General features: G+C 54.1%; 22 protein-coding genes. 16 read left to right on the top strand and 6 right to left on the bottom strand.

The window, feature by feature from the left end; translation table 11 throughout:
• Positions 1-10: 10 nt before the first annotated feature.
• From mlaD to hisD, 7 genes are all read left to right on the top strand, one after another.
• The gene (mlaD, locus tag CPH17_RS04995) at positions 11-475 is read left to right on the top strand and encodes an outer membrane lipid asymmetry maintenance protein MlaD (protein ID WP_074396750.1); all 465 of its coding nucleotides are present in this window, start codon (positions 11-13) and stop codon (positions 473-475) included.
• Positions 476-601: 126 nt separating this feature from the next.
• Positions 602-1,237, top strand: coding sequence for an MlaC/ttg2D family ABC transporter substrate-binding protein (locus CPH17_RS04990; RefSeq protein ID WP_441316768.1), 636 nt, complete (start codon positions 602-604; stop codon positions 1,235-1,237).
• Complete coding sequence (locus CPH17_RS04985; RefSeq protein WP_074396748.1) at positions 1,234-1,569, top strand: STAS domain-containing protein; 336 nt, start codon at positions 1,234-1,236, stop codon at positions 1,567-1,569. Before CPH17_RS04990 ends, CPH17_RS04985 begins: the two co-directional genes overlap by 4 nt.
• A 102-nt stretch (positions 1,570-1,671) precedes the next feature.
• On the top strand, positions 1,672-1,923 hold the full coding sequence (locus CPH17_RS04980) for a BolA family protein (RefSeq protein ID WP_074396747.1): 252 nt from the start codon (positions 1,672-1,674) through the stop codon (positions 1,921-1,923).
• A 10-nt stretch (positions 1,924-1,933) separates the two neighbouring features.
• The gene (gene murA, locus CPH17_RS04975) at positions 1,934-3,196 is read left to right on the top strand and encodes a UDP-N-acetylglucosamine 1-carboxyvinyltransferase (protein WP_074396746.1); all 1,263 of its coding nucleotides are present in this window, start codon (positions 1,934-1,936) and stop codon (positions 3,194-3,196) included.
• A 28-nt stretch (positions 3,197-3,224) separates the two neighbouring features.
• The gene (gene hisG, locus CPH17_RS04970; protein WP_074396745.1) at positions 3,225-3,881 is read left to right on the top strand and encodes an ATP phosphoribosyltransferase; all 657 of its coding nucleotides are present in this window, start codon (positions 3,225-3,227) and stop codon (positions 3,879-3,881) included.
• Positions 3,882-3,893: 12 nt separating this feature from the next.
• A complete protein-coding gene (hisD, locus tag CPH17_RS04965) occupies positions 3,894-5,213 on the top strand; it encodes a histidinol dehydrogenase (protein WP_074396744.1) in 1,320 nt (439 codons plus the stop codon).
• 38 nt (positions 5,214-5,251) lie between these two features.
• Here hisD and CPH17_RS04960 read toward each other — a convergent pair whose 3' ends face one another.
• Positions 5,252-6,505, bottom strand: coding sequence for a Do family serine endopeptidase (locus tag CPH17_RS04960; RefSeq protein WP_074396743.1), 1,254 nt, complete (start codon positions 6,503-6,505; stop codon positions 5,252-5,254).
• Between the two features lie 121 nt (positions 6,506-6,626).
• Here CPH17_RS04960 and CPH17_RS04955 point away from each other — a divergent pair, with 121 nt between their 5' ends.
• Positions 6,627-7,388: a Nif3-like dinuclear metal center hexameric protein gene (locus CPH17_RS04955; RefSeq protein WP_096298421.1), complete on the top strand. Its 762-nt coding sequence runs from the start codon at positions 6,627-6,629 to the stop codon at positions 7,386-7,388.
• Between the two features lie 39 nt (positions 7,389-7,427).
• On the opposite strand, the gene CPH17_RS04950 is transcribed toward CPH17_RS04955, so the two are convergent.
• Positions 7,428-7,883 (bottom strand): YhcB family protein, encoded by a 456-nt coding sequence (locus CPH17_RS04950; RefSeq protein WP_156524114.1) that lies wholly within the window; start codon positions 7,881-7,883, stop codon positions 7,428-7,430.
• A gap of 195 nt (positions 7,884-8,078) precedes the next feature.
• Here CPH17_RS04950 and zapE point away from each other — a divergent pair, with 195 nt between their 5' ends.
• From zapE to CPH17_RS04910, 8 genes are all read left to right on the top strand, one after another.
• Entirely contained in the window at positions 8,079-9,257 is a 1,179-nt protein-coding gene (zapE, locus tag CPH17_RS04945) for a cell division protein ZapE (protein WP_096298419.1), read from the top strand.
• A gap of 222 nt (positions 9,258-9,479) precedes the next feature.
• Complete coding sequence (gene rplM, locus CPH17_RS04940; RefSeq protein WP_016913499.1) at positions 9,480-9,908, top strand: 50S ribosomal protein L13; 429 nt, start codon at positions 9,480-9,482, stop codon at positions 9,906-9,908.
• Between the two features lie 13 nt (positions 9,909-9,921).
• Positions 9,922-10,311: a 30S ribosomal protein S9 gene (gene rpsI / locus CPH17_RS04935; RefSeq protein WP_096298417.1), complete on the top strand. Its 390-nt coding sequence runs from the start codon at positions 9,922-9,924 to the stop codon at positions 10,309-10,311.
• Between the two features lie 217 nt (positions 10,312-10,528).
• Complete coding sequence (gene petA, locus CPH17_RS04930; protein WP_074396738.1) at positions 10,529-11,128, top strand: ubiquinol-cytochrome c reductase iron-sulfur subunit; 600 nt, start codon at positions 10,529-10,531, stop codon at positions 11,126-11,128.
• Positions 11,128-12,387 carry a cytochrome b gene (locus CPH17_RS04925; protein ID WP_074396737.1) on the top strand — a complete coding sequence of 420 codons (1,260 nt, stop codon included), beginning with the start codon at positions 11,128-11,130 and terminating at the stop codon, positions 12,385-12,387. The genes petA and CPH17_RS04925 overlap by 1 nt, the downstream gene beginning before the upstream one ends.
• Positions 12,387-13,148 carry a cytochrome c1 gene (locus CPH17_RS04920; protein WP_074396736.1) on the top strand — a complete coding sequence of 254 codons (762 nt, stop codon included), beginning with the start codon at positions 12,387-12,389 and terminating at the stop codon, positions 13,146-13,148. Before CPH17_RS04925 ends, CPH17_RS04920 begins: the two co-directional genes overlap by 1 nt.
• A gap of 148 nt (positions 13,149-13,296) precedes the next feature.
• Positions 13,297-13,923, top strand: coding sequence for a stringent starvation protein SspA (gene sspA / locus CPH17_RS04915; protein WP_074396735.1), 627 nt, complete (start codon positions 13,297-13,299; stop codon positions 13,921-13,923).
• A 53-nt stretch (positions 13,924-13,976) separates the two neighbouring features.
• On the top strand, positions 13,977-14,480 hold the full coding sequence (locus CPH17_RS04910; RefSeq protein ID WP_096298415.1) for a ClpXP protease specificity-enhancing factor: 504 nt from the start codon (positions 13,977-13,979) through the stop codon (positions 14,478-14,480).
• 93 nt (positions 14,481-14,573) lie between these two features.
• Here the strand turns inward: CPH17_RS04910 and CPH17_RS04905 are convergent, their stop codons facing one another.
• Genes CPH17_RS04905 through CPH17_RS04890 form a run of 4 tightly spaced genes read right to left on the bottom strand, consistent with a single transcriptional unit; the run spans position 14,574 to position 17,695 of the window.
• Positions 14,574-15,161: a BON domain-containing protein gene (locus CPH17_RS04905; RefSeq protein ID WP_231898078.1), complete on the bottom strand. Its 588-nt coding sequence runs from the start codon at positions 15,159-15,161 to the stop codon at positions 14,574-14,576.
• A gap of 34 nt (positions 15,162-15,195) precedes the next feature.
• Entirely contained in the window at positions 15,196-15,783 is a 588-nt protein-coding gene (locus CPH17_RS04900) for a phosphoheptose isomerase (RefSeq protein ID WP_074396732.1), read from the bottom strand.
• 21 nt (positions 15,784-15,804) lie between these two features.
• Positions 15,805-16,176: a YraN family protein gene (locus tag CPH17_RS04895; RefSeq protein ID WP_096298413.1), complete on the bottom strand. Its 372-nt coding sequence runs from the start codon at positions 16,174-16,176 to the stop codon at positions 15,805-15,807.
• Positions 16,166-17,695 carry a penicillin-binding protein activator gene (locus CPH17_RS04890; RefSeq protein WP_074396730.1) on the bottom strand — a complete coding sequence of 510 codons (1,530 nt, stop codon included), beginning with the start codon at positions 17,693-17,695 and terminating at the stop codon, positions 16,166-16,168. The genes CPH17_RS04895 and CPH17_RS04890 overlap by 11 nt, the downstream gene beginning before the upstream one ends.
• Between the last annotated feature and the right edge of the window lie 84 nt (positions 17,696-17,779).

Genomic DNA, 17,779 nt, shown 5'->3' with positions numbered 1-17,779 from the left:
GAGCAGTTTCATGAAGCGAAGTAGAACCATGGAGTTTGGCGTCGGCCTGTTTATTTTAGTGGGTATTTTGGGGCTGGTGTTTTTGGGGCTGCGCGTTAGCGGGTTAACCCTTTCCGGGGCGTCGAACACCTATCAGTTGGACGCTAACTTTTCCAATATTGGCGGATTAAAGCCTCGGGCACGTGTGTCTATGGCAGGTGTTACAGTAGGCCACGTTGAAGCGATCGAACTCGACACTGAGTGGTATGACGCCCGCGTGACGCTGAGCTTGGACAGTGAGCTGGAAGGGCAGATCTCCCGTGATGCCACCGCGTCTATCTTGACCTCGGGTTTGCTCGGCGAGCAATACGTTGGCCTGAGCATGGGAGGCGATCCTGAAATGCTGGAGGAAGGCGATACGATCCGTGATACCCAATCGGCTCTGGTGCTTGAAGAACTTATCCAGCAATTTATATCCAATATGGCAAGTAATTAAATTAATCGTTGTGATGGCGAACGGCTTGCCACGCTGCGGGCGGGTCGCTCAAGACGAGATAAATGACGGGGACATGTTCGCCGTCGCTAGGAGAAGAAAATGATGTTGTTAAAAAAATACTCATTAATGACAGGGTTCACCCTGGCCGCCGCGTTACTTGCCTCCTTGATGCCGCTGTCGGCAAGCGCGCAGCCCGAGCCCCCCGAAGCGATGATCCGCGACAATATCAGTGATTTTATGGAGCAGTTGGAAGGTCGCGAATCGTATTACGAAGACAACCTTGACGAACTTAAACAAGAGGTGGACGAAAGCCTCGAGGAAGTGGCGGACTTTCGCTACATCGGTGCCAGCGTGATGGGGAGCTATTTCCGTAATGCGTCACCGGAACAGCGCAGCCGTTTCGTCGATGTCTTTCGCCAAACACTCATCGATACGTATACGCGTGGCTTAGTGACCTTTGACTACGATGAAATTCGCGTTCTTGATGATCAGCGTCCTCAGCGCGAAGAAGACCGTGCCAGCGTCGCTATGGAAGTCGTCGGCACGAATGGGGATGTCTACCCAGTCAACTATAGCCTGCGTTTATCCGATGGCGAGTGGCGCGTCGTGAACGTCATCGTTAACGGCATCAACCTGGGGCTTACCTTCCGTAACCAGTTCGATCAGGCCATGCGCGACAATAACCGCGACTATGACGCGGTGATTGATGGGTGGTCGCCGGATGTGGGTGTCGACGAACTGGAAGAAGGGGGCGATGCGTGACGGCGATTTTTACCGATCGCGACGTATCGCTTTGCCAGCGAGCCGACGGCTTGAGTGTGCAGGGCGATGTGGACGTTACCTCGGCAGCTGCGCTTGCTGCCGAGGGCTCGCGTTGGTTGGCTGCTCATCATCCTGCGGCGATAACGTTTGATTTTAGCGAGGTGGACACGCCACGTAACGTTGCCTTGAGCGTTTTACTTCAGTGGCTACGTATCTGCCACCAGCATCGCATCAACGTCATATCTATCACGCTATCAGCACCGCTTATGCGGCTTGCGGAGCTTGCCGAGTTGGACGCACTCATTAACGCGCCGGGTGAAAAGCCTGTCTAATAAGCCTTGGGCGTCGCCAAACCGCAGGCTTTTCTTTATGATGTTCTCCCCTTGATGCCCATCTTCCACGTTATATAACGTCCTTTAAGGAGTGTCTGACCTATGCAACCCCATGAGGTGAAAGCCCTGCTCGAATCACGTATCGATGGATGCGAGTTCCATATTCAGGGCGAAGGCTGTAATTTCCAGGTGATTGCAGTGGGTGATGCCTTTGAAGGGTTGTCGCCCGTCAAGCGCCAGCAGCTGGTGTATTCCGCGTTAAGCGATGAGATCGCCACGGGTGCCTTGCACGCAATCAGCATCAAAACCTACACGCCAGCACAGTGGCAAACCGCCGCTGAAAACGCGCAGTAACGGTTATTCTATGGATAAACTTATTATTACCGGCAATGGGTCGGTTGACGGCGAAGTCTGGGCCAGCGGTGCGAAAAACGCGGCACTGCCCATTCTTTGCGCTAGCTTATTATCCAAAGGTCCGGTAGTTATCGGTAATTTGCCGCACTTGCAGGACATTACCACCACGCTAGAACTGCTCGGCCGCATGGGCGTTGAGCCGGTGATGGGTGAGAATCTGACCATCCAATTAGATGGTTCTCAAGTGACTCACTGTCATGCGCCTTACGAGTTGGTAAAGAAAATGCGCGCCTCTATTCTGGTGCTGGGCCCCTTGCTGGCGCATTTCGGACAAGCCGACGTTTCATTGCCGGGTGGTTGTGCAATTGGTTCGCGGCCCGTGGACTTACACATTCGTGGGCTGGAGGCCATGGGCGCTGAAATACGCGTTGAAGCGGGCTATATTCGCGCACGAGTGGATGGCCGTTTGAAAGGGGCGACGATTTATTTTGATACCGTGACGGTCACCGGCACGGAAAATCTACTGATGGCCGCTACGCTGGCTGATGGCGTTACAGTGCTTGAAAACGCCGCCCGCGAGCCCGAAGTGGTGGATTTGGCTGAGTGCCTGATCAAGATGGGTGCGCGCATCAGCGGTCACGGCAGCGATACCATTACCATCGAAGGGGTGGAGACACTCAGCGGCTGTCATCATGATGTCATGCCCGACCGGATCGAGACAGGCACCTTTCTGGTGGCAGCGGCCATGACTGGCGGGCGGGTGAAAGTAAAGCGTACGCGGGCGGATATCCTCGAAGCCGTGCTCGCTAAGCTGGAAGAAGCTGGCGCCGAGATTACCTCCGGGGATGATTGGATTGCCTTGGACATGCACGGTAAGCGCCCTCGTGCTGTGAATATCCGTACAGCGCCGTATCCGGCCTTTCCTACCGACATGCAGGCCCAGTTTGTAGCCATGAACGCGGTGGCGGAAGGGGCGTCGAGAGTTGTTGAAACGATTTTTGAAAACCGCTTTATGCACGTTCAGGAATTGAATCGCATGGGGGCGGATATCGTCCTGGAGGGTAATGCCGCCTTGATTAACGGCGTCGATAAGCTTTCTGGTGCGCCGGTGATGGCAACGGATTTACGTGCTTCCGCTTCGTTAGTGATTGCCGCCATGATGGCGGAAGGCGAAACCTTGGTCGATCGTATTTATCATATTGACCGTGGCTATGAATGCATTGAGGAAAAGTTGCAGCTATTGGGTGCGCGCATCCGGCGTATCCCTGGCTGAGCCTGGCCCCCAACCACTGGCAAACGAAATGAGTAATCAATTAATTGTCGCGCTCTCGAAAGGGCGCATTTTGGATGAAACCTTGCCGTTACTTGCCGACGCGGGCATCACCCCTATCGAGGATATCCGCAAAAGCCGCAAGCTGCTGTTTGATACGAATTTGCCCGACGTTAAATTTGTCGTAATCAGAGCGACGGACGTGCCGACCTATGTTCAGTTGGGGGCTGCCGATCTGGGTGTCGCCGGTAAGGACGTATTACTTGAGCACGGTGCCGAAGGGCTCTATGAGCCGCTCGATTTGGATATTGCGCGTTGCAAACTGATGACCGCTGGCGTTACCGGCGAGCCGCCGAGGCTGGCGCGCCGCCGAGTAGCGACCAAGTTTGTCAATATTGCCCGGCGCTACTACGCGGAGCAGGGTATCCAGGCTGAGGTCATTAAGCTTTACGGTGCGATGGAGTTAGCGCCGTTGATGAATTTGGCCGATGAAATCGTAGATATCGTTGATACCGGTAACACTCTGCGCGCTAATGGTATGGAGCCACGCGAATTGATTGCATCGATAAGCACTCGTCTGGTGGCTAATAAAGCGGCCATGACGATGAAACATGCGCGTATTAAGCCGCTGTTGGCTCGCTTGGAGCGTGCCGTTGCCGAACGCAAGACGATATCGCCCGCCGATTAACGTGAGGTTGCTATGAACGAGAATGCCGCTGCGACGATAGCACGACTCAATACGACGGATGAGTCATTTGATACCCAGCTGAACGCGTTGTTGGACTGGGAAGGCGTGTCAGACAGTGCCGTTCAGGCACGCGTTGACGACATTCTTACTAACGTGAAGCGCCATGGTGATGCGGCCGTGATTGAAGCAACCAACCGCTTTGATCGCGTTTCGGTTACCCGTATGGATGAGTTGCGCTTAACGGCTGAGCAATTGCGCAATGCCTTTGAGCATCTACCCGTCGCGCAGCGTGATGCTCTGGCGAGTGCCGCCGAGCGAATCCGGCGCTACCATGAGCGGCAAAAACCCACGTCTTGGCAATACGAAGAGTCCGACGGTACGGTGCTTGGCCAGCAGGTGACGGCGATTGACCGAGCGGGTATTTACGTGCCGGGCGGCAAGGCAGCCTATCCTTCATCGGTATTGATGAATGCGATTCCTGCCCATGTGGCGGGTGTGCAAGAGATCATAATGGTGGTACCCACACCCGATGGCATACTTAACGATCTGGTACTGGCGGCAGCGTATGTGGCCGGTGTGGATCAGGTGTTTACCATCGGCGGTGCCCAGGCGATTGGCGCGCTTGCCTATGGCACAGAAAGCATACCAAGGGTCGATAAAATCGTTGGGCCGGGCAATATCTATGTGGCCACGGCCAAACGGGCCGTGTTTGGTCAGGTGGGTATCGACATGATCGCCGGCCCCTCGGAAATCATGGTGGTTTCTGATGGCCTGACCGACCCTGATTGGTTGGCGATGGACCTGTTTTCTCAGGCGGAGCACGACGAGGATGCCCAAGCTATCTTAGTGAGCTGGGACGCAGAGCATCTGGCGGATGTGGAAGCCGCTATTGAGCGTTTACTGCCCAGCCTGGAAAGGCAAGACATCGTGCGCGAGTCGCTGCGTCGACGCGGCGCCCTAATCCACTGTCGTGATACCCAAGAAGCCATCGCGTTGATCAATCGCGTGGCGCCTGAACACCTCGAACTATCGGTGGAAACCCCTGAAACCTGGCTGTCTGAGATTCGTCATGCGGGGGCGATTTTTATGGGCCGCTATACGGCAGAGGCGCTAGGTGATTACTGTGCAGGGCCCAATCATGTGTTGCCGACATCGGGTACGGCGCGCTTTTCTTCTCCGCTGGGCGTTTATGATTTCCAAAAACGCTCGTCGTTGATCCACTGCTCCGCTCAGGGGGCTTCGGCGCTGGGAGAGATTGCATCCGTGTTGGCGCGGGGGGAATCGCTAACTGCCCATGCGCGCTCGGCTGAATACCGTATCCATTCTTCTTGATGGACTAACGCGACGGGCGGCCAGTCTTGAAACTGGTTTTAGTCGCTGCTTCGGCGTGTGCCGTCGGGCTGTGGAAGTGTCGACGGTACTGGCCGCTCGCCGACTTCTAGTGTCATCTCCATGCGTTCGCTATCGCGCACGATAGTTAGCGGCAGCGAGGTACCCGGTTCAATCGAGGCAATATCACTCATGGTCTCGCGGGCATCAAGGATCGGCTCGCCATCCACTGCCAGCAGGACATCGCCAGGCTCCAGTCCCGCCGCTTCTGCTGGTCCTCCATCAACGATGCCCGCGACAATAACCCCCTGGGGCGTGCGCAGGCCAAAGGAGGCGGCAAGTTCCCTAGATAGCGCCTGAGCCTCAATGCCCAGCCATCCACGGATAACGCGGCCCTGGGTGACCAACTCGTCTAAAATGCTATGGGCAAGGTTGGCTGGAATGGCAAACCCGATGCCTTGCGAGCCGCCTGAGCGCGAGAAAATAGCGGTATTAATACCCACCAGGGCGCCCTCTGGATTGATCAATGCCCCCCCTGAATTACCTGGATTGATGGCCGCATCGGTTTGAATAAAATCTTCGTAGGCGTTTAGGCCTAAGTGGCTGCGCCCGGTGGCGCTGATAATACCCATCGTCACGGTTTGGCCAACGCCAAAGGGATTGCCAATGGCTAATGTGACATCGCCAACGGCTACATCCGTCGAGTCGCTCAGCTCAATAACCGGCAGTTCGTCCAGGTCAATTTTTAGTACGGCTAGGTCGCTTTCCGGATCGGTGCCGATCACTTCAGCAAGCACTTCACGGCCATCGCGCAGCGCGACCTGAATTTCGTCGGCACCGTTGATCACATGGTGGTTGGTGAGCACATAGCCTTCATCGCTGACGATGACACCAGACCCTAGACTGGACAGCATACGTTGGTGGCTGGTGGTATCATCGCCGTTGAAAAACTGCTGGAAGAACGGGTCCGACATCAGTGGGTGCTCGTCGCGCTCAACGATGCGTGACGAATAGATATTAACCACCGCGGGCGCCGCTTGATTGACCGCGTCAGAATAGCTGGCGGGCCCTTGGTTGCGGGCCAAAGGAGCCGCTTGACGAATGTCTGGTGCCGCTCGGTCAGGGTCGGTATCTTGATCTGCCGTGGTCACTAAGGCGGGCGGTGGCTCTACGATTTGGGTCGGCGAGCTTTGAAAAGGCAGTGGAAAGCGCTCAGGAAACGCAAGCAAAACTAAAGCTGCCAGCAAAAAGCCAGTAATGATGGGCCATACATAAGGCAGCACAAAGCGTCGCATTGGGGATTCCTTGGGAAACGTCTAAATATTAGCACTGACCGGTCGTCAGTTTTACACTTGTAAATGGTAACACTTTATTGGTTTATATCTCATGGGTGCTTGCAGATCCAAAGGAGTGACGGTGATTCAACGCGATGTATTAGTGGCGGCCTGCGACCATCAGTTGCGAGCTTCACAGTTTAAGGACTTTACGATTAACGGCCTTCAAGTGGCGGGTCGTGAGCAGGTGACGCGGGTTATGACCGGCGTGACGGCCTGTCAGTCACTGCTTGACGAGGCGGTGCGTTGGCAAGCCGATATGCTGATTGTTCACCATGGCTATTTTTGGAAGAACGAGCCGGTCGCCATTACCGGAATGAAACACAAGCGTATTAAAACGTTGCTTGATCATGAGATAAATCTGTTGGCATATCACTTGCCTTTAGATGCCCACAGCGAGTTGGGTAACAACGCGGAGCTTGCCAAGCGTCTTGGTTGGAAAGTCGAAGGCTGTTTGGATGGAGAGTTTGGCGAGGGTCTGCTATGGGCGGGGCGTGTTGCCAAGCCACTGTCCGCAACCGCCTTTGCAGAGCAAATAGGCCAAATGTTGCAGCGTGAGCCCCTGTTGATCGAAGCTCCAGAGGTGGGCGACATAGAGCGTATTGCCTGGTGTACGGGCGGTGCGCAAGACATGATCAGCGCGGCTTATGAAGGTGGGGCTCAGGCATTTGTCTCCGGAGAGATTTCTGAGCGAACCACCCACTTGGCTAGAGAAATGGGCATTCATTATGTGGCGGCAGGGCATCATGCGACTGAACGCTATGGTGTTCAGGCGCTGGGCGAGTGGTTAGCGGACGAATACGCTATACAACACCGCTTTGTTGATATTGATAACCCTGCGTGAAGCCTCGGCCCCTCGGTAATGCAACTGAGGGGCTCAATCTCAGTAACGCGGAGGCGTTGCCGTGTCCTCGTCAGCGTCTTTATCTTTAAGACCGAAATCTTCGGATAGCGTGCCGTTTTTTCCATCGGCATAATCGCGAGGCATAGCAGGCTCATTGGGTTTTTCAACGGCTGCATCGGCTGTCAGACGCAGGTCGCTGAGTTCGGCTGGGTGGTGTGTCAACTTATCTAGCTGCCATTGGCCCGCATCATCGTGGAGCTTTTTTTCCAGCTCGTCGGTTTCTTGACGTATGGCCGCTAGTGATTCGTGGACACTGGATAATTGATTGCTCACACCGTTTTTGAGTGATGCGACCTGATGCTCACGCTCAAGTAGCGTCTGGCGCAGCGATGCAAGTTGACGCTGGCTTTTACTCAGTAACCGGTAGCATCCTGCACCGATTATTAAGCCGATCACAAGGCCTATTGCTGCATAGGTTAATGGCTCGCTTTCCACATTTATCTCCCTTGATGCCTGCCGCTGCTTATCGTGCAGCGCGTATAACAGTCGACCGCTATTATAGGCGTCTTCATGATGGTTGGGTCAATGCTCATGCGTTGGCAAGCGTAACCACGTATAATTAGTGCTTTATTTCAGCTCGTCTGGTGCTTTTCAGCAACCTCAAACTGCAAATAACGGGAGAGTTAAACGATGAGCGCGACGTCGGCCGGTGGTGAGCCAGCGTATAGAGCGGCAACGCCAATGGGGCGTTATCGGGAAGACCTTAAGCGCGAAGGTTTCGAGTATGACGCTGCCCAGGAAGCGGCGGTTGCTCAATTGCAACGCTTGTACGATGCATTGCTGTCGACGCCATCAACGGTGCCGAAAACGGTTCTTGCCAATAAAGGGCTAAAAGCCAAAGTGGCGGGCCTGCTGGGCAAAAGAAACACAGTATCTGAGCCCGCCACGCCAAGTGTCCAAGGGCTTTATTTTTGGGGCGGGGTCGGCCGGGGTAAGACTTACTTGGTGGATACCTTTTACGAGACGCTTCCATTTGCCGATAAAATGCGTACTCACTTCCATCGGTTTATGCAGCGTGTTCATAATGAATTGACTCACTACAAAGGTGAAAAAAATCCCCTGACGTTGGTAGCGAGCAAGTTCGCCAATGAGGCGCGGGTGATTTGTTTCGATGAGTTTTTCGTCAAAGATATTACCGATGCCATGATACTGGCGAATCTGCTTGAGGCCCTCTTTGAGCGAGGTGTTGTTCTCGTGGCTACATCGAATATCGTGCCTGACGACTTGTATAGAGATGGCTTGCAGCGCGAACGTTTCCTGCCGGCGATCGACTTGCTTAATCGCCATTGTCGTGTGGTAAATGTGGACTCGGGCGTTGACTATCGCCTGCGAGCTTTGGAACGCGCTGAAATCTTTCATACACCGCTGGATGAGGCAGCCGAGAAAGAGCTTTCGCGTAGTTTTCGTGAGATTGCCGGACAACCTGGGGAGGAGGATGCGCCCCTTGAAATCAACCAACGTGTGCTGACGACCCGCCGATTGCACGATGATATCGCTTGGTTTGAATTTGCCGAGCTGTGTGATGGGCCGCGAAGTCAAAATGACTATATAGAGCTGGCGCGGGAATTCCACACGATTATCGTTTCTAACGTGCCCGCAATGCGCGGCGCTGACGATGACCAGGCAAGGCGTTTTATCAACATGGTCGACGAATTCTATGACCGCGGCGTCAAAGTATTGATGTCGGCCGAAGCCCCTGTGGAATCGCTCTACCAGGACGGAAAGCTCACCTTTGAATATCAGCGCACGCTTTCACGGCTGCAGGAAATGCAGTCTCATGAGTATCTGGCGCTTCCGCATAAGCCCTGATGATTCGGCTTAAATAGCTGCCTCTTGAGCTTGTCGATGGAAAAGACGCCCAGAAAATTGCTCGGCAACCGCATTAAGGCTTAACTTGGCGCGCGGCATCCTGTAGAATGCCGCCTCGCTACACGTTGTAGGGACGTTACCTACAACCAAAAAAAATAGGGATGGTGCAATACCGCTTGGCGGTGTGTAGCACCCAATACATTTTAACTGGTGATTTCATCCATGAAGACGTTCAGTGCTAAGCCGCAGTCCGTCCAGCGCGATTGGTACGTTGTTGATGCAACGGACAAAACGCTCGGTCGTCTGGCTACCGAAATTGCTCGCCGCTTACGCGGTAAGCACAAGCCCGAATTTACCCCTCACGTTGATACCGGCGATTACATCGTGGTGATCAACGCGGAAAAAGTCCAAGTGACCGGCAACAAGGCGAAGGCCAAGACCTACTACCGCCACACTGGTTACCCGGGCGGTTTGCGCTCCATGACGTTCGATAAAATGCTCGACCATGCTCCCGAGCGCATCATTGAGTCTGCCGTTAAAGGCATGCTGCCAAAAGGTCCGTTAGGCCGTGCCATGTACTCAAAGCTAAAAGTGTACGCTGGTGCCGAGCATCCGCATGCTGCCCAACAGCCGCTTGAACTGAACATCTGAGGAAATCTTCGCCATGACACAGCAGTATTACGGTACCGGGCGCCGCAAGACTTCCACCGCTCGCGTCTTTATGAAGCCGGGCTCCGGCAAAATTACCGTCAACAATCGTGAACTCGACCAGTACTTTGGTCGTGTGACCGGTCGTATGGTTGTGCGCCAGCCACTAGAGCTGACCGAAACTGTCAACCAGTTCGACATTTACGTCACGGTTGAAGGCGGCGGTGGCTCATCTCAAGCCGGTGCTATTCGCCACGGCATCACTCGCGCGTTAATGGACTACAATGAGGGCTTACGTCCTACATTACGTGCGGCTGGTTATGTAACGCGCGACGCTCGTCAGGTAGAACGTAAGAAAGTCGGCCTACGCAAAGCGCGTCGTCGCCCGCAGTTCTCCAAGCGTTAATCAACGCTTCAGCAACACTGCGAAAAGCGCTCAGGCCATCGGCCTGGGCGTTTTTTTTTGCTACAACAATAACTCGACAAGGTGTACGTTAATGATGGAATGTTAAGCGTGCGTTGCATGCGGACCAGCCAACTTTATGCATAGCAAGTAAATAACAATAGCAAGCCTTGCCCAGGCGCTTAATGGTGCGGCGAGGAAAAAGTGGGGGAGACCGGAGATGGCAAATAGCGGCGTTAACAAGGGGCGGCGTCGTTTCCTTGTAGGGGCGACGACCGTTGTCGGCGCGGTAGGGGCAGTTGGAGTCGCAATCCCGTTTGTGTCGGCATGGCAACCTAGTGCAAAAGCGCGAGCGGCAGGGGCGCCTGTTCAGGCGGACGTATCGAAATTGGCCCCAGGGCAACGCATGACGGTCGAGTGGAGGGGGCGTCCCGTCTGGATTATCAATCGTACGCCCGAGATGATCGAGCGTACCGAAGCCTTCGCTGTTGATCGTCTCGCTGACCCGGACTCTGAATCCTCTTTGCAGCCGACCTATAGTGCCGGTCAAATGCGCTCAATCCGTCCCGAAATTGGCGTGCTGATCGGTATTTGCACCCATCTTGGCTGTTCGCCTGTTTATCGTCCTGAGCCTGACGCAGATGGCGTTGGCGTCGACGATTGGCCCGGCGGCTTTTTCTGTCCTTGTCATGGCTCGCGCTTCGATTTAGCGGGGCGTGTTTTTAGCAATGTTCCCGCACCGACCAACCTGGAAGTTCCCCCTTATCGTTTTGAAGGCGATAACATCATTGTCGTTGGCGAAGATGAGGAGACGGCCTAATGGGTAATCCGAATAAAGCTAAAGCCCTGCGTGGCCTGATGCGTTGGGTGGATGACCGCTTCCCGGCAACGCAGCTATTTCAAGACCACCTGTCTCATTACTTCGCGCCTAAAAACTTTAACTTCTGGTACTTTTTCGGTTCTCTTGCGCTGTTGGTGCTGGTCAATCAAATCCTCACCGGGATTTGGCTGACCATGAGCTTTAACCCGAGCGCTGAAGGGGCCTTTGACTCCATTGAATACATTATGCGTGATGTGGAATGGGGCTGGCTGATCCGCTATATGCATACCACAGGGGCGTCGGCCTTTTTTGTGGTGATTTATCTGCATATGTTTCGCGGTTTGCTGTATGGCTCCTACAAGGCGCCCCGCGAGCTAGTGTGGATTTTCGGCATGGCGATTTATTTGACGCTGATGGCCGAAGCATTCATGGGCTACCTGTTGCCCTGGGGGCAAATGTCGTATTGGGGCGCGCAGGTGATTATTTCCCTCTTTTCGGCCATCCCGGCGATTGGTCCGGATTTGGCGCAGTGGGTGCGCGGTGACTACTTGATTTCGGGCATTACGCTGAATCGTTTTTTTGCGCTCCATGTGGTGGCGTTGCCGATTGTTATTTTGGCGCTGGTTGTGCTGCATATTATTGCACTACACGAGGTGGGCTCAAATAACCCAGACGGTATCGATATCAAGCAGAAAAAGGATGAAGCCGGTAACCCTCGGGATGGCATACCTTTTCACCCTTACTACACCGTGAAAGATCTGGTCGGCGTGGCGGTGTTTCTGTTTGTGTTTTGCGTGGTGGTGTTTTATTTCCCGGAAGGCGGTGGTTATTTCATAGAGACGCCTAACTTTGAACCGGCTAACCCATTGCAAACGCCTGATCATATCGCCCCCGTGTGGTATTTCACGCCCTTCTACGCCATTTTAAGAGCGATCACTTTCTCGATTTTTGGTCTGGAGGCAAAATTCCTGGGTGTGATGTGTATGGGCGCCGCTATTGCGGTGATGTTTGTGTTGCCTTGGCTGGACCGCAGCCCCGTGCGATCAATTCGCTATAAGGGCTGGATCTCCAAGTTGATGCTGGCGTTATTTGCGGCAAGCTTTGTGACGCTGGGCGTGCTTGGAGTGTTGCCTTCAACCGGCACTCGAACGTTAGTGGCCCAATTATGCACGGTGATCTACTTCGCTTATTTCCTGTTGATGCCGATCTATACGCGGTTAGAAAAAACAAAACCCGTACCAGAAAGGGTGACTGGCTAATGAAAAAAACACTGATCGCACTGCTCGCCGCGCTGGCCCCCATCTCAGTTATGGCTGCTGGGGGGGGGAGTGCGCCTCATTCAATGGAGCCTGACTTGCAAGACAAGGCGTCGCTGCAAAATGGGATGAAGCTTTACGTTAACTACTGTATGGGGTGTCATTCGCTTGAATACCAGCGGTTCTCGCGTGCTGCCGAGGATTTGGCGATTCCCCAGGATATCATTGAAGACAACGTTATTTTCTCCCCTGAAATGGCATTCAATGATCAGATGAATACGGCTATGAGCGAGGATGACGGCGAGGCCTGGTTTGGTGCGCCACCACCTGATTTGACGTTGTCAGCGCGACTGCACGGCACTGACTGGCTGTATTCGTACCTGCTCAGTTTTTACCAGGATCCGGAGCGCCCCACAGGGGTTAACAACACCGTATTTGAGCTGGTGGCCATGCCTAACGTGCTTGAGCCCTTGCAGGGTGTGCAAGAAAAGGTATGCCCTGAAGAGAGTGCCTCAGAGGGTAACGAAGAGGAAGCCTCCGAGGAAGAAGCCGACTGCAATACATTAGAGGTTACCGAGCAGGGGGAATTAACTCCGGAGGAGTTTGAAGGTGAGGTCTATGATCTGACCAACTTCCTCGCTTATGTGGGCGAGCCCTCCAAACTTCAAGCACAGGCATTAGCGCCGAAGGTGCTAATATTTTTATTTATTTTTGCCGTCATTGCGTATTTTCTCAAGCGTGAGTACTGGCGCGACATTCACTGAAAGTGATGGGAAAGGGCAACCTAGGGCGTGCGGCCGGTCCGTGCGCCTTTTTGCGTGTTAGTCTTGTCGGTAATGCAGAGCGTTGGCTTCCCCAAGGGTGGGGTGGACGTGTTATTATCCAAGATTGATTCGTTGCGAGGATGGTTTCATGGGTGTTGTGGCCAAACGGTCGTCAATGATTTTTTATTCAGGTAATGATGATCATTTCAGTCATCGTGTGCGCATTGTACTGGCTGAGAAGGGCGTGGCTGTCGACGTTGTCGATGTCTCTGGCGAGAATGTGCCCGACGAGCTCGCCGACTTGAATCCATACAACAGCGTGCCGACGCTGCTTGACCGCGACTTGGTACTTTACGAGTCGAAAGTCATGATGGAATACCTGGATGAGCGTTTCCCGCATCCGCCGTTACTGCCTGTTTATCCCGTGGCGCGTGCCCAGAGCCGCCTATGGATGCATCGCATTGAGCGCGAATGGTGTCCGATGGTGGAGCAAATTATCAGCGGTGGGAAAAAAGACGCTGAAAAAGCACGCAAAGAACTGCGCGAGAGCTTGATTGGTATTTCACCTATTTTCGAAGATATGCCGTATTTCATGAGTGACGAGTTCACTCTCGTGGACTGCTGCTTGGCGCCGATTCTATGGAGATTGCCGGCGCTGAATATTGAGCTGCCAGAAAAACAGGTAAAGCCGCTACTAAGCTATATGTCGCGGGTGTTTGAGCGCGAGGCTTTTAAGGCCGCGTTGAACGAGCGCGAAAAAGAGATGCGTGCTTGAACCCACCTGGGCCTCGCGTGGCGGGGCCTTGTCTCTAGGAGGAGCGAGTCTAGATGAAATCGAGCCGTCCTTATATCGCCCGAGCGCTTTACGAATGGTTGCTAGACAATGAGCTAACGCCGCATCTCGTCGTGGATGCCACTCAGCCCGGTGTTGAAGTGCCGCGCCAATTTGTGCAGAACGGCCAAATCGTGCTGAATGTCGCTCCCACAGCGGTGCGAGACTTGTTCATGGAAAACCAAGCGATTGGCTTCAACGCGCGTTTTGGTGGCCAGCCTATGCAGGTGATGATTCCTACGCCGGCGCTGATCGCGATTTATGCGCGGGAAAACGGGGCCGGAATGGTTTTCGGACACGAGCCGGAATTGGCCTCGTCCGAAGGTGAAGAGTCGTTAGATGACACGTCTTCTGCCAGCAAGCCAACGTTGACGGTGACAGATTCAACGCCTGACGCCGAGTCATCCCCTGAAGATACGTCGGCAGATGCGTCAGAGGAAGAGTTCAAAAATAAACCCAGCAGTAGCAAGAAAAAACCATCACTGCGTGTCGTGAAGTAGTCTGTTTTTAGCTATTTGTTAAGTTAGCTATAATATTAAAAGGCCTCGCCGTAAAACGGCGAGGCCTTTTAGCTTTCGATGACAGTGCGCAATTCAATCGTCGATATACTCGAAGACTTTTACAATGCGCTGTACACCTGCCACGTTAGAGGCAGCGTTAACAATGCGCTCCCCCTCATCGCGTGACACCATGCCCATGATGTAAACGCTAGCGTTTTCCGTTGTTACTTTTAGCTTCGAGGAGTCGATGCTGTCATTGGTAGCCAGTCGGCTCACTACGTTGCTAGTTAACCAAGTGTCGGTAAGACGCTGGGTAGATGGCAAGCGCGCTGCCACGTTCAATTCATTATGCACCTCTTCGACACCGCGCAAGTCAGAGGTGACTTTTTCTGCCATTTCGCGTAGTTCTTCGCTGGGCACTTGTCCGACTAGCAACACGATGCCATTGAAACTATGAGGGCGAATACGTGCATCACCCAAGCGTCCGTCGGCGCGCTCTAAAGCGCGGCCCACTTCTCGTTCGATGGTGGCGTCAACAGCGGCCACGTCTTCACTACGCTGGGCATAGTTTGATGAATCAACCCGGGTGTTAGTCGCGCAGCCTGCAAGCAAAATGCTGGCACCTAGCACGGCAGCCATCAATAGGCGAGACGTGCGCAAGGAGGGGAGTTGTAGCGTCATTGGTAGGTTCCTTTTCATCGTCGGTGGCGATGGACTAGCCACCGAATAGTTGCTCATCAATTAAATCGCATAGACAGTGGATGACCAATAAGTGGACTTCCTGGATGCGGGCCGTGGAAGTGGCTGGCACGCGAATTTCGCAGTCATCTTGGCCTAGTAGCGATGCCATGTCACCGCCATCCCGGCCAGTTAACGCCACAACCGCCATGTCGCGATCATGGGCAGCTTGTATCGCCTGGACAATATTGGCTGAATTGCCGCTGGTTGAAATCGCCAAAAGAATATCGCCAGGCTGGCCTAATGCCCTGATTTGTTTTGAAAATACTTCGTTATACGTATAGTCATTGGCAATTGAGGTTAGCGTGGAGGTGTCCGTTGTTAATGCCAGCGCGGGTAAACTTGGCCGCTCACGCTCAAAGCGGTTGAGTAGTTCTGATGAGAAATGTTGGCTATCACCGGCACTACCGCCGTTACCGCAGGCGAGAATTTTGCCTTCGCTAACCAGGCACTGCACCATCATTTGGCTGGCGACCTCGATGAAAGGTGGTAGCACCTCGCTGGCGTAGGTTTTGGTATCAATGCTGGCGTTGAAATGGCCCAGTATGCGTGATTGAAAGTCCATTAGGGCTTCCTGGTTGTGAATTCAAAAGGCGTCAAACGCGGCTTTTACCCACTCAACTTCCACCTGAGGGGGCGTGCCGGAGATGGCGACGACATCAAAACGACACGCTGATGGGTGGCGCATTGTGGCTAAGTAAAGCCTTGCTGCTCGAACCAACCGCTGCTGTTTTTGAGCCGTTACTGACTCAAGTGGATGCCCATAGCGGCTTGATTTACGGTGTTTGACCTCTACGAAGACCAGAATATCCGCATCTTGCATGATCAGGTCAAGCTCGCCACCCTTAACATGGTGATTACTGGCGATTAAACGCAGCCCTTGTTGCTGCAGCCATTGAGCAGCAAACTGCTCAATGGCCTGGCCGCGTGCTCGCGCCGTCTTCGGGCTAGTTGTCATCGCGCTCGTCGGTATCTTCTTCATCACCCATTAAACCAGGGATCAGAATCGGCGACGGCGTGCCGTTTTGGAACTTGGCCCAGGGCAGTTCGCGGTAAATGCGTCCATCGCCGGTGAGGAACAGCCTGCCTGTGCTGCCATCAAAGCCTTCAAGTTCAGAAAAGTCAGAGAGGCGGGTGGCGATTTCATAGGCATCGACCCCCATTGCCATCAAACGAAATAATGAGGCGTCAGACTCTTCACGCATGCGCTGGTAACTGTCATAGAACGGCAGGACTTCTTCGCCACCCACAGCGGCATCGGGAATTTGCCACGGAATATCCATGAACATCACTTCATTGAGGTCTTGGTCAAGACGTGTCTGGCGTTGACCTTCATGTAAGTGAGACGTGGCATAAACGGGAAGGTCTGGCGCGTAGTAGTAATCCATTGTGGGCGGAACTTGGCGCGCGTAGTCCGGGAGCGCTAGCAAAAAGAGAGCGTCAATGTCATCAAGCTGTGCACGTTCGCCGCGAACGTTTAAGGCTGTTTCAACCGCATCAGATACTGGGTTGTCAGGATTGTAACGCACTGCATTGCTGATATCGCCGCCTTGGCGATGCCACTCATTCCAGAAGGCTTCGCCAACGCGCTGCCCCCAGTTGTTGTCTGGTACCATGAGGGACATTTGACGGTGCCCATCCTGCCATGCGCGGCGTGCTGCCTGACGCGCTTCGTCTTCAGCTGAGAGGCCGTATTGGAAAAGCCGCTTTGCTTGATTGCGGTCGCTACTGCCGTAATTGAGCGCCAGGGTTGGTACCGGCACGCTATCGCGCTGTTCAAGCTGGGTCACTTGTTCCTTATCTAACGGGCCAATCATAACCTGCGCGTTCATTTGCTCAACACGATCATAAAGTTCGTTGAGCGAGTATTCCGAAGCATCTAGAAAGCTCAGCTGTACATCGTCATCTTGAATGTCGTGGTGGCGGCGCATGGCGTCGGCAATGGTTTCGGCTACGCTGCTAAGCGTGCCGGACTCGGGTAGCGCTACGGCGATGCGGTTAATCGTCTCGCCTTCTAATTCAGGGAGCGCAAAACGTTCTGGGTCAGGTTTGTCGAGCGCCTCGCGCGCCCAGCGCTGGCGGTCTTCAAGCGTGCGCTGTTGGTCCGACTCCATGGGCAGTTCGTCGTTAAGCACTTGGGTGGCGCGCAAAACGCTATCGGGCTCGTCGAGCGCTCGGGCTAGCTCGGAAAATACCAGTGCCCAACGTACCCGGTCTGACTCGGATAACGCTTGCTCGTCGAGAGACTTGGCGACGTCAAACGCATCCTCACGCTCGCCCTGGCGGGCTAAAATGTCGACCGCTTCAAGGCGCGTCTTAGCCGCCTCTTCGGGGCCCTGTTCTTCCGCTTGGCTGAGCAGTTGGCCAGGGTCTTGGTCGGGTTCGCGGTCGACAACGCTGGGAGACTGTGTCGCACAACCCGCCATGAGAAGCGCCATGAGCGTAGCGGCCAGAAAGCCACGTAATGACTGTTTCATGTATCCTTCCTTAGTTTTCATTTGCGCCGTCGCTGCTTGTCAACGATTTGGCGGCTACTGCACAAGCATAGCGTACCGTGGAGC

This window comes from Halomonas sp. hl-4 (assembly GCF_900215475.1).
Classification (GTDB): Bacteria; Pseudomonadota; Gammaproteobacteria; order Pseudomonadales; family Halomonadaceae; genus Vreelandella.
The sequence above is the reverse complement of the archived record's forward strand: the minus strand, read 5'-3'. Positions and strand labels throughout refer to the sequence as shown.

Coding starts and splice junctions, on each gene's coding strand:
- mlaD (WP_074396750.1), top strand. CDS start 11: ATGAAGCGAAGTAGAACCATGGAGTTTGGCGTCGGCCTGTTTATTTTA.
- CPH17_RS04990 (WP_441316768.1), top strand. CDS start 602: ATGACAGGGTTCACCCTGGCCGCCGCGTTACTTGCCTCCTTGATGCCG.
- CPH17_RS04980 (WP_074396747.1), top strand. CDS start 1,672: ATGCAACCCCATGAGGTGAAAGCCCTGCTCGAATCACGTATCGATGGA.
- murA (WP_074396746.1), top strand. CDS start 1,934: ATGGATAAACTTATTATTACCGGCAATGGGTCGGTTGACGGCGAAGTC.
- hisG (WP_074396745.1), top strand. CDS start 3,225: ATGAGTAATCAATTAATTGTCGCGCTCTCGAAAGGGCGCATTTTGGAT.
- hisD (WP_074396744.1), top strand. CDS start 3,894: ATGAACGAGAATGCCGCTGCGACGATAGCACGACTCAATACGACGGAT.
- CPH17_RS04960 (WP_074396743.1), bottom strand. CDS start 6,505: ATGCGACGCTTTGTGCTGCCTTATGTATGGCCCATCATTACTGGCTTT.
- zapE (WP_096298419.1), top strand. CDS start 8,079: ATGAGCGCGACGTCGGCCGGTGGTGAGCCAGCGTATAGAGCGGCAACG.
- rplM (WP_016913499.1), top strand. CDS start 9,480: ATGAAGACGTTCAGTGCTAAGCCGCAGTCCGTCCAGCGCGATTGGTAC.
- rpsI (WP_096298417.1), top strand. CDS start 9,922: ATGACACAGCAGTATTACGGTACCGGGCGCCGCAAGACTTCCACCGCT.
- petA (WP_074396738.1), top strand. CDS start 10,529: ATGGCAAATAGCGGCGTTAACAAGGGGCGGCGTCGTTTCCTTGTAGGG.
- CPH17_RS04925 (WP_074396737.1), top strand. CDS start 11,128: ATGGGTAATCCGAATAAAGCTAAAGCCCTGCGTGGCCTGATGCGTTGG.
- CPH17_RS04920 (WP_074396736.1), top strand. CDS start 12,387: ATGAAAAAAACACTGATCGCACTGCTCGCCGCGCTGGCCCCCATCTCA.
- sspA (WP_074396735.1), top strand. CDS start 13,297: ATGGGTGTTGTGGCCAAACGGTCGTCAATGATTTTTTATTCAGGTAAT.
- CPH17_RS04910 (WP_096298415.1), top strand. CDS start 13,977: ATGAAATCGAGCCGTCCTTATATCGCCCGAGCGCTTTACGAATGGTTG.
- CPH17_RS04905 (WP_231898078.1), bottom strand. CDS start 15,161: ATGACGCTACAACTCCCCTCCTTGCGCACGTCTCGCCTATTGATGGCT.
- CPH17_RS04900 (WP_074396732.1), bottom strand. CDS start 15,783: ATGGACTTTCAATCACGCATACTGGGCCATTTCAACGCCAGCATTGAT.
- CPH17_RS04895 (WP_096298413.1), bottom strand. CDS start 16,176: ATGACAACTAGCCCGAAGACGGCGCGAGCACGCGGCCAGGCCATTGAG.
- CPH17_RS04890 (WP_074396730.1), bottom strand. CDS start 17,695: ATGAAACAGTCATTACGTGGCTTTCTGGCCGCTACGCTCATGGCGCTT.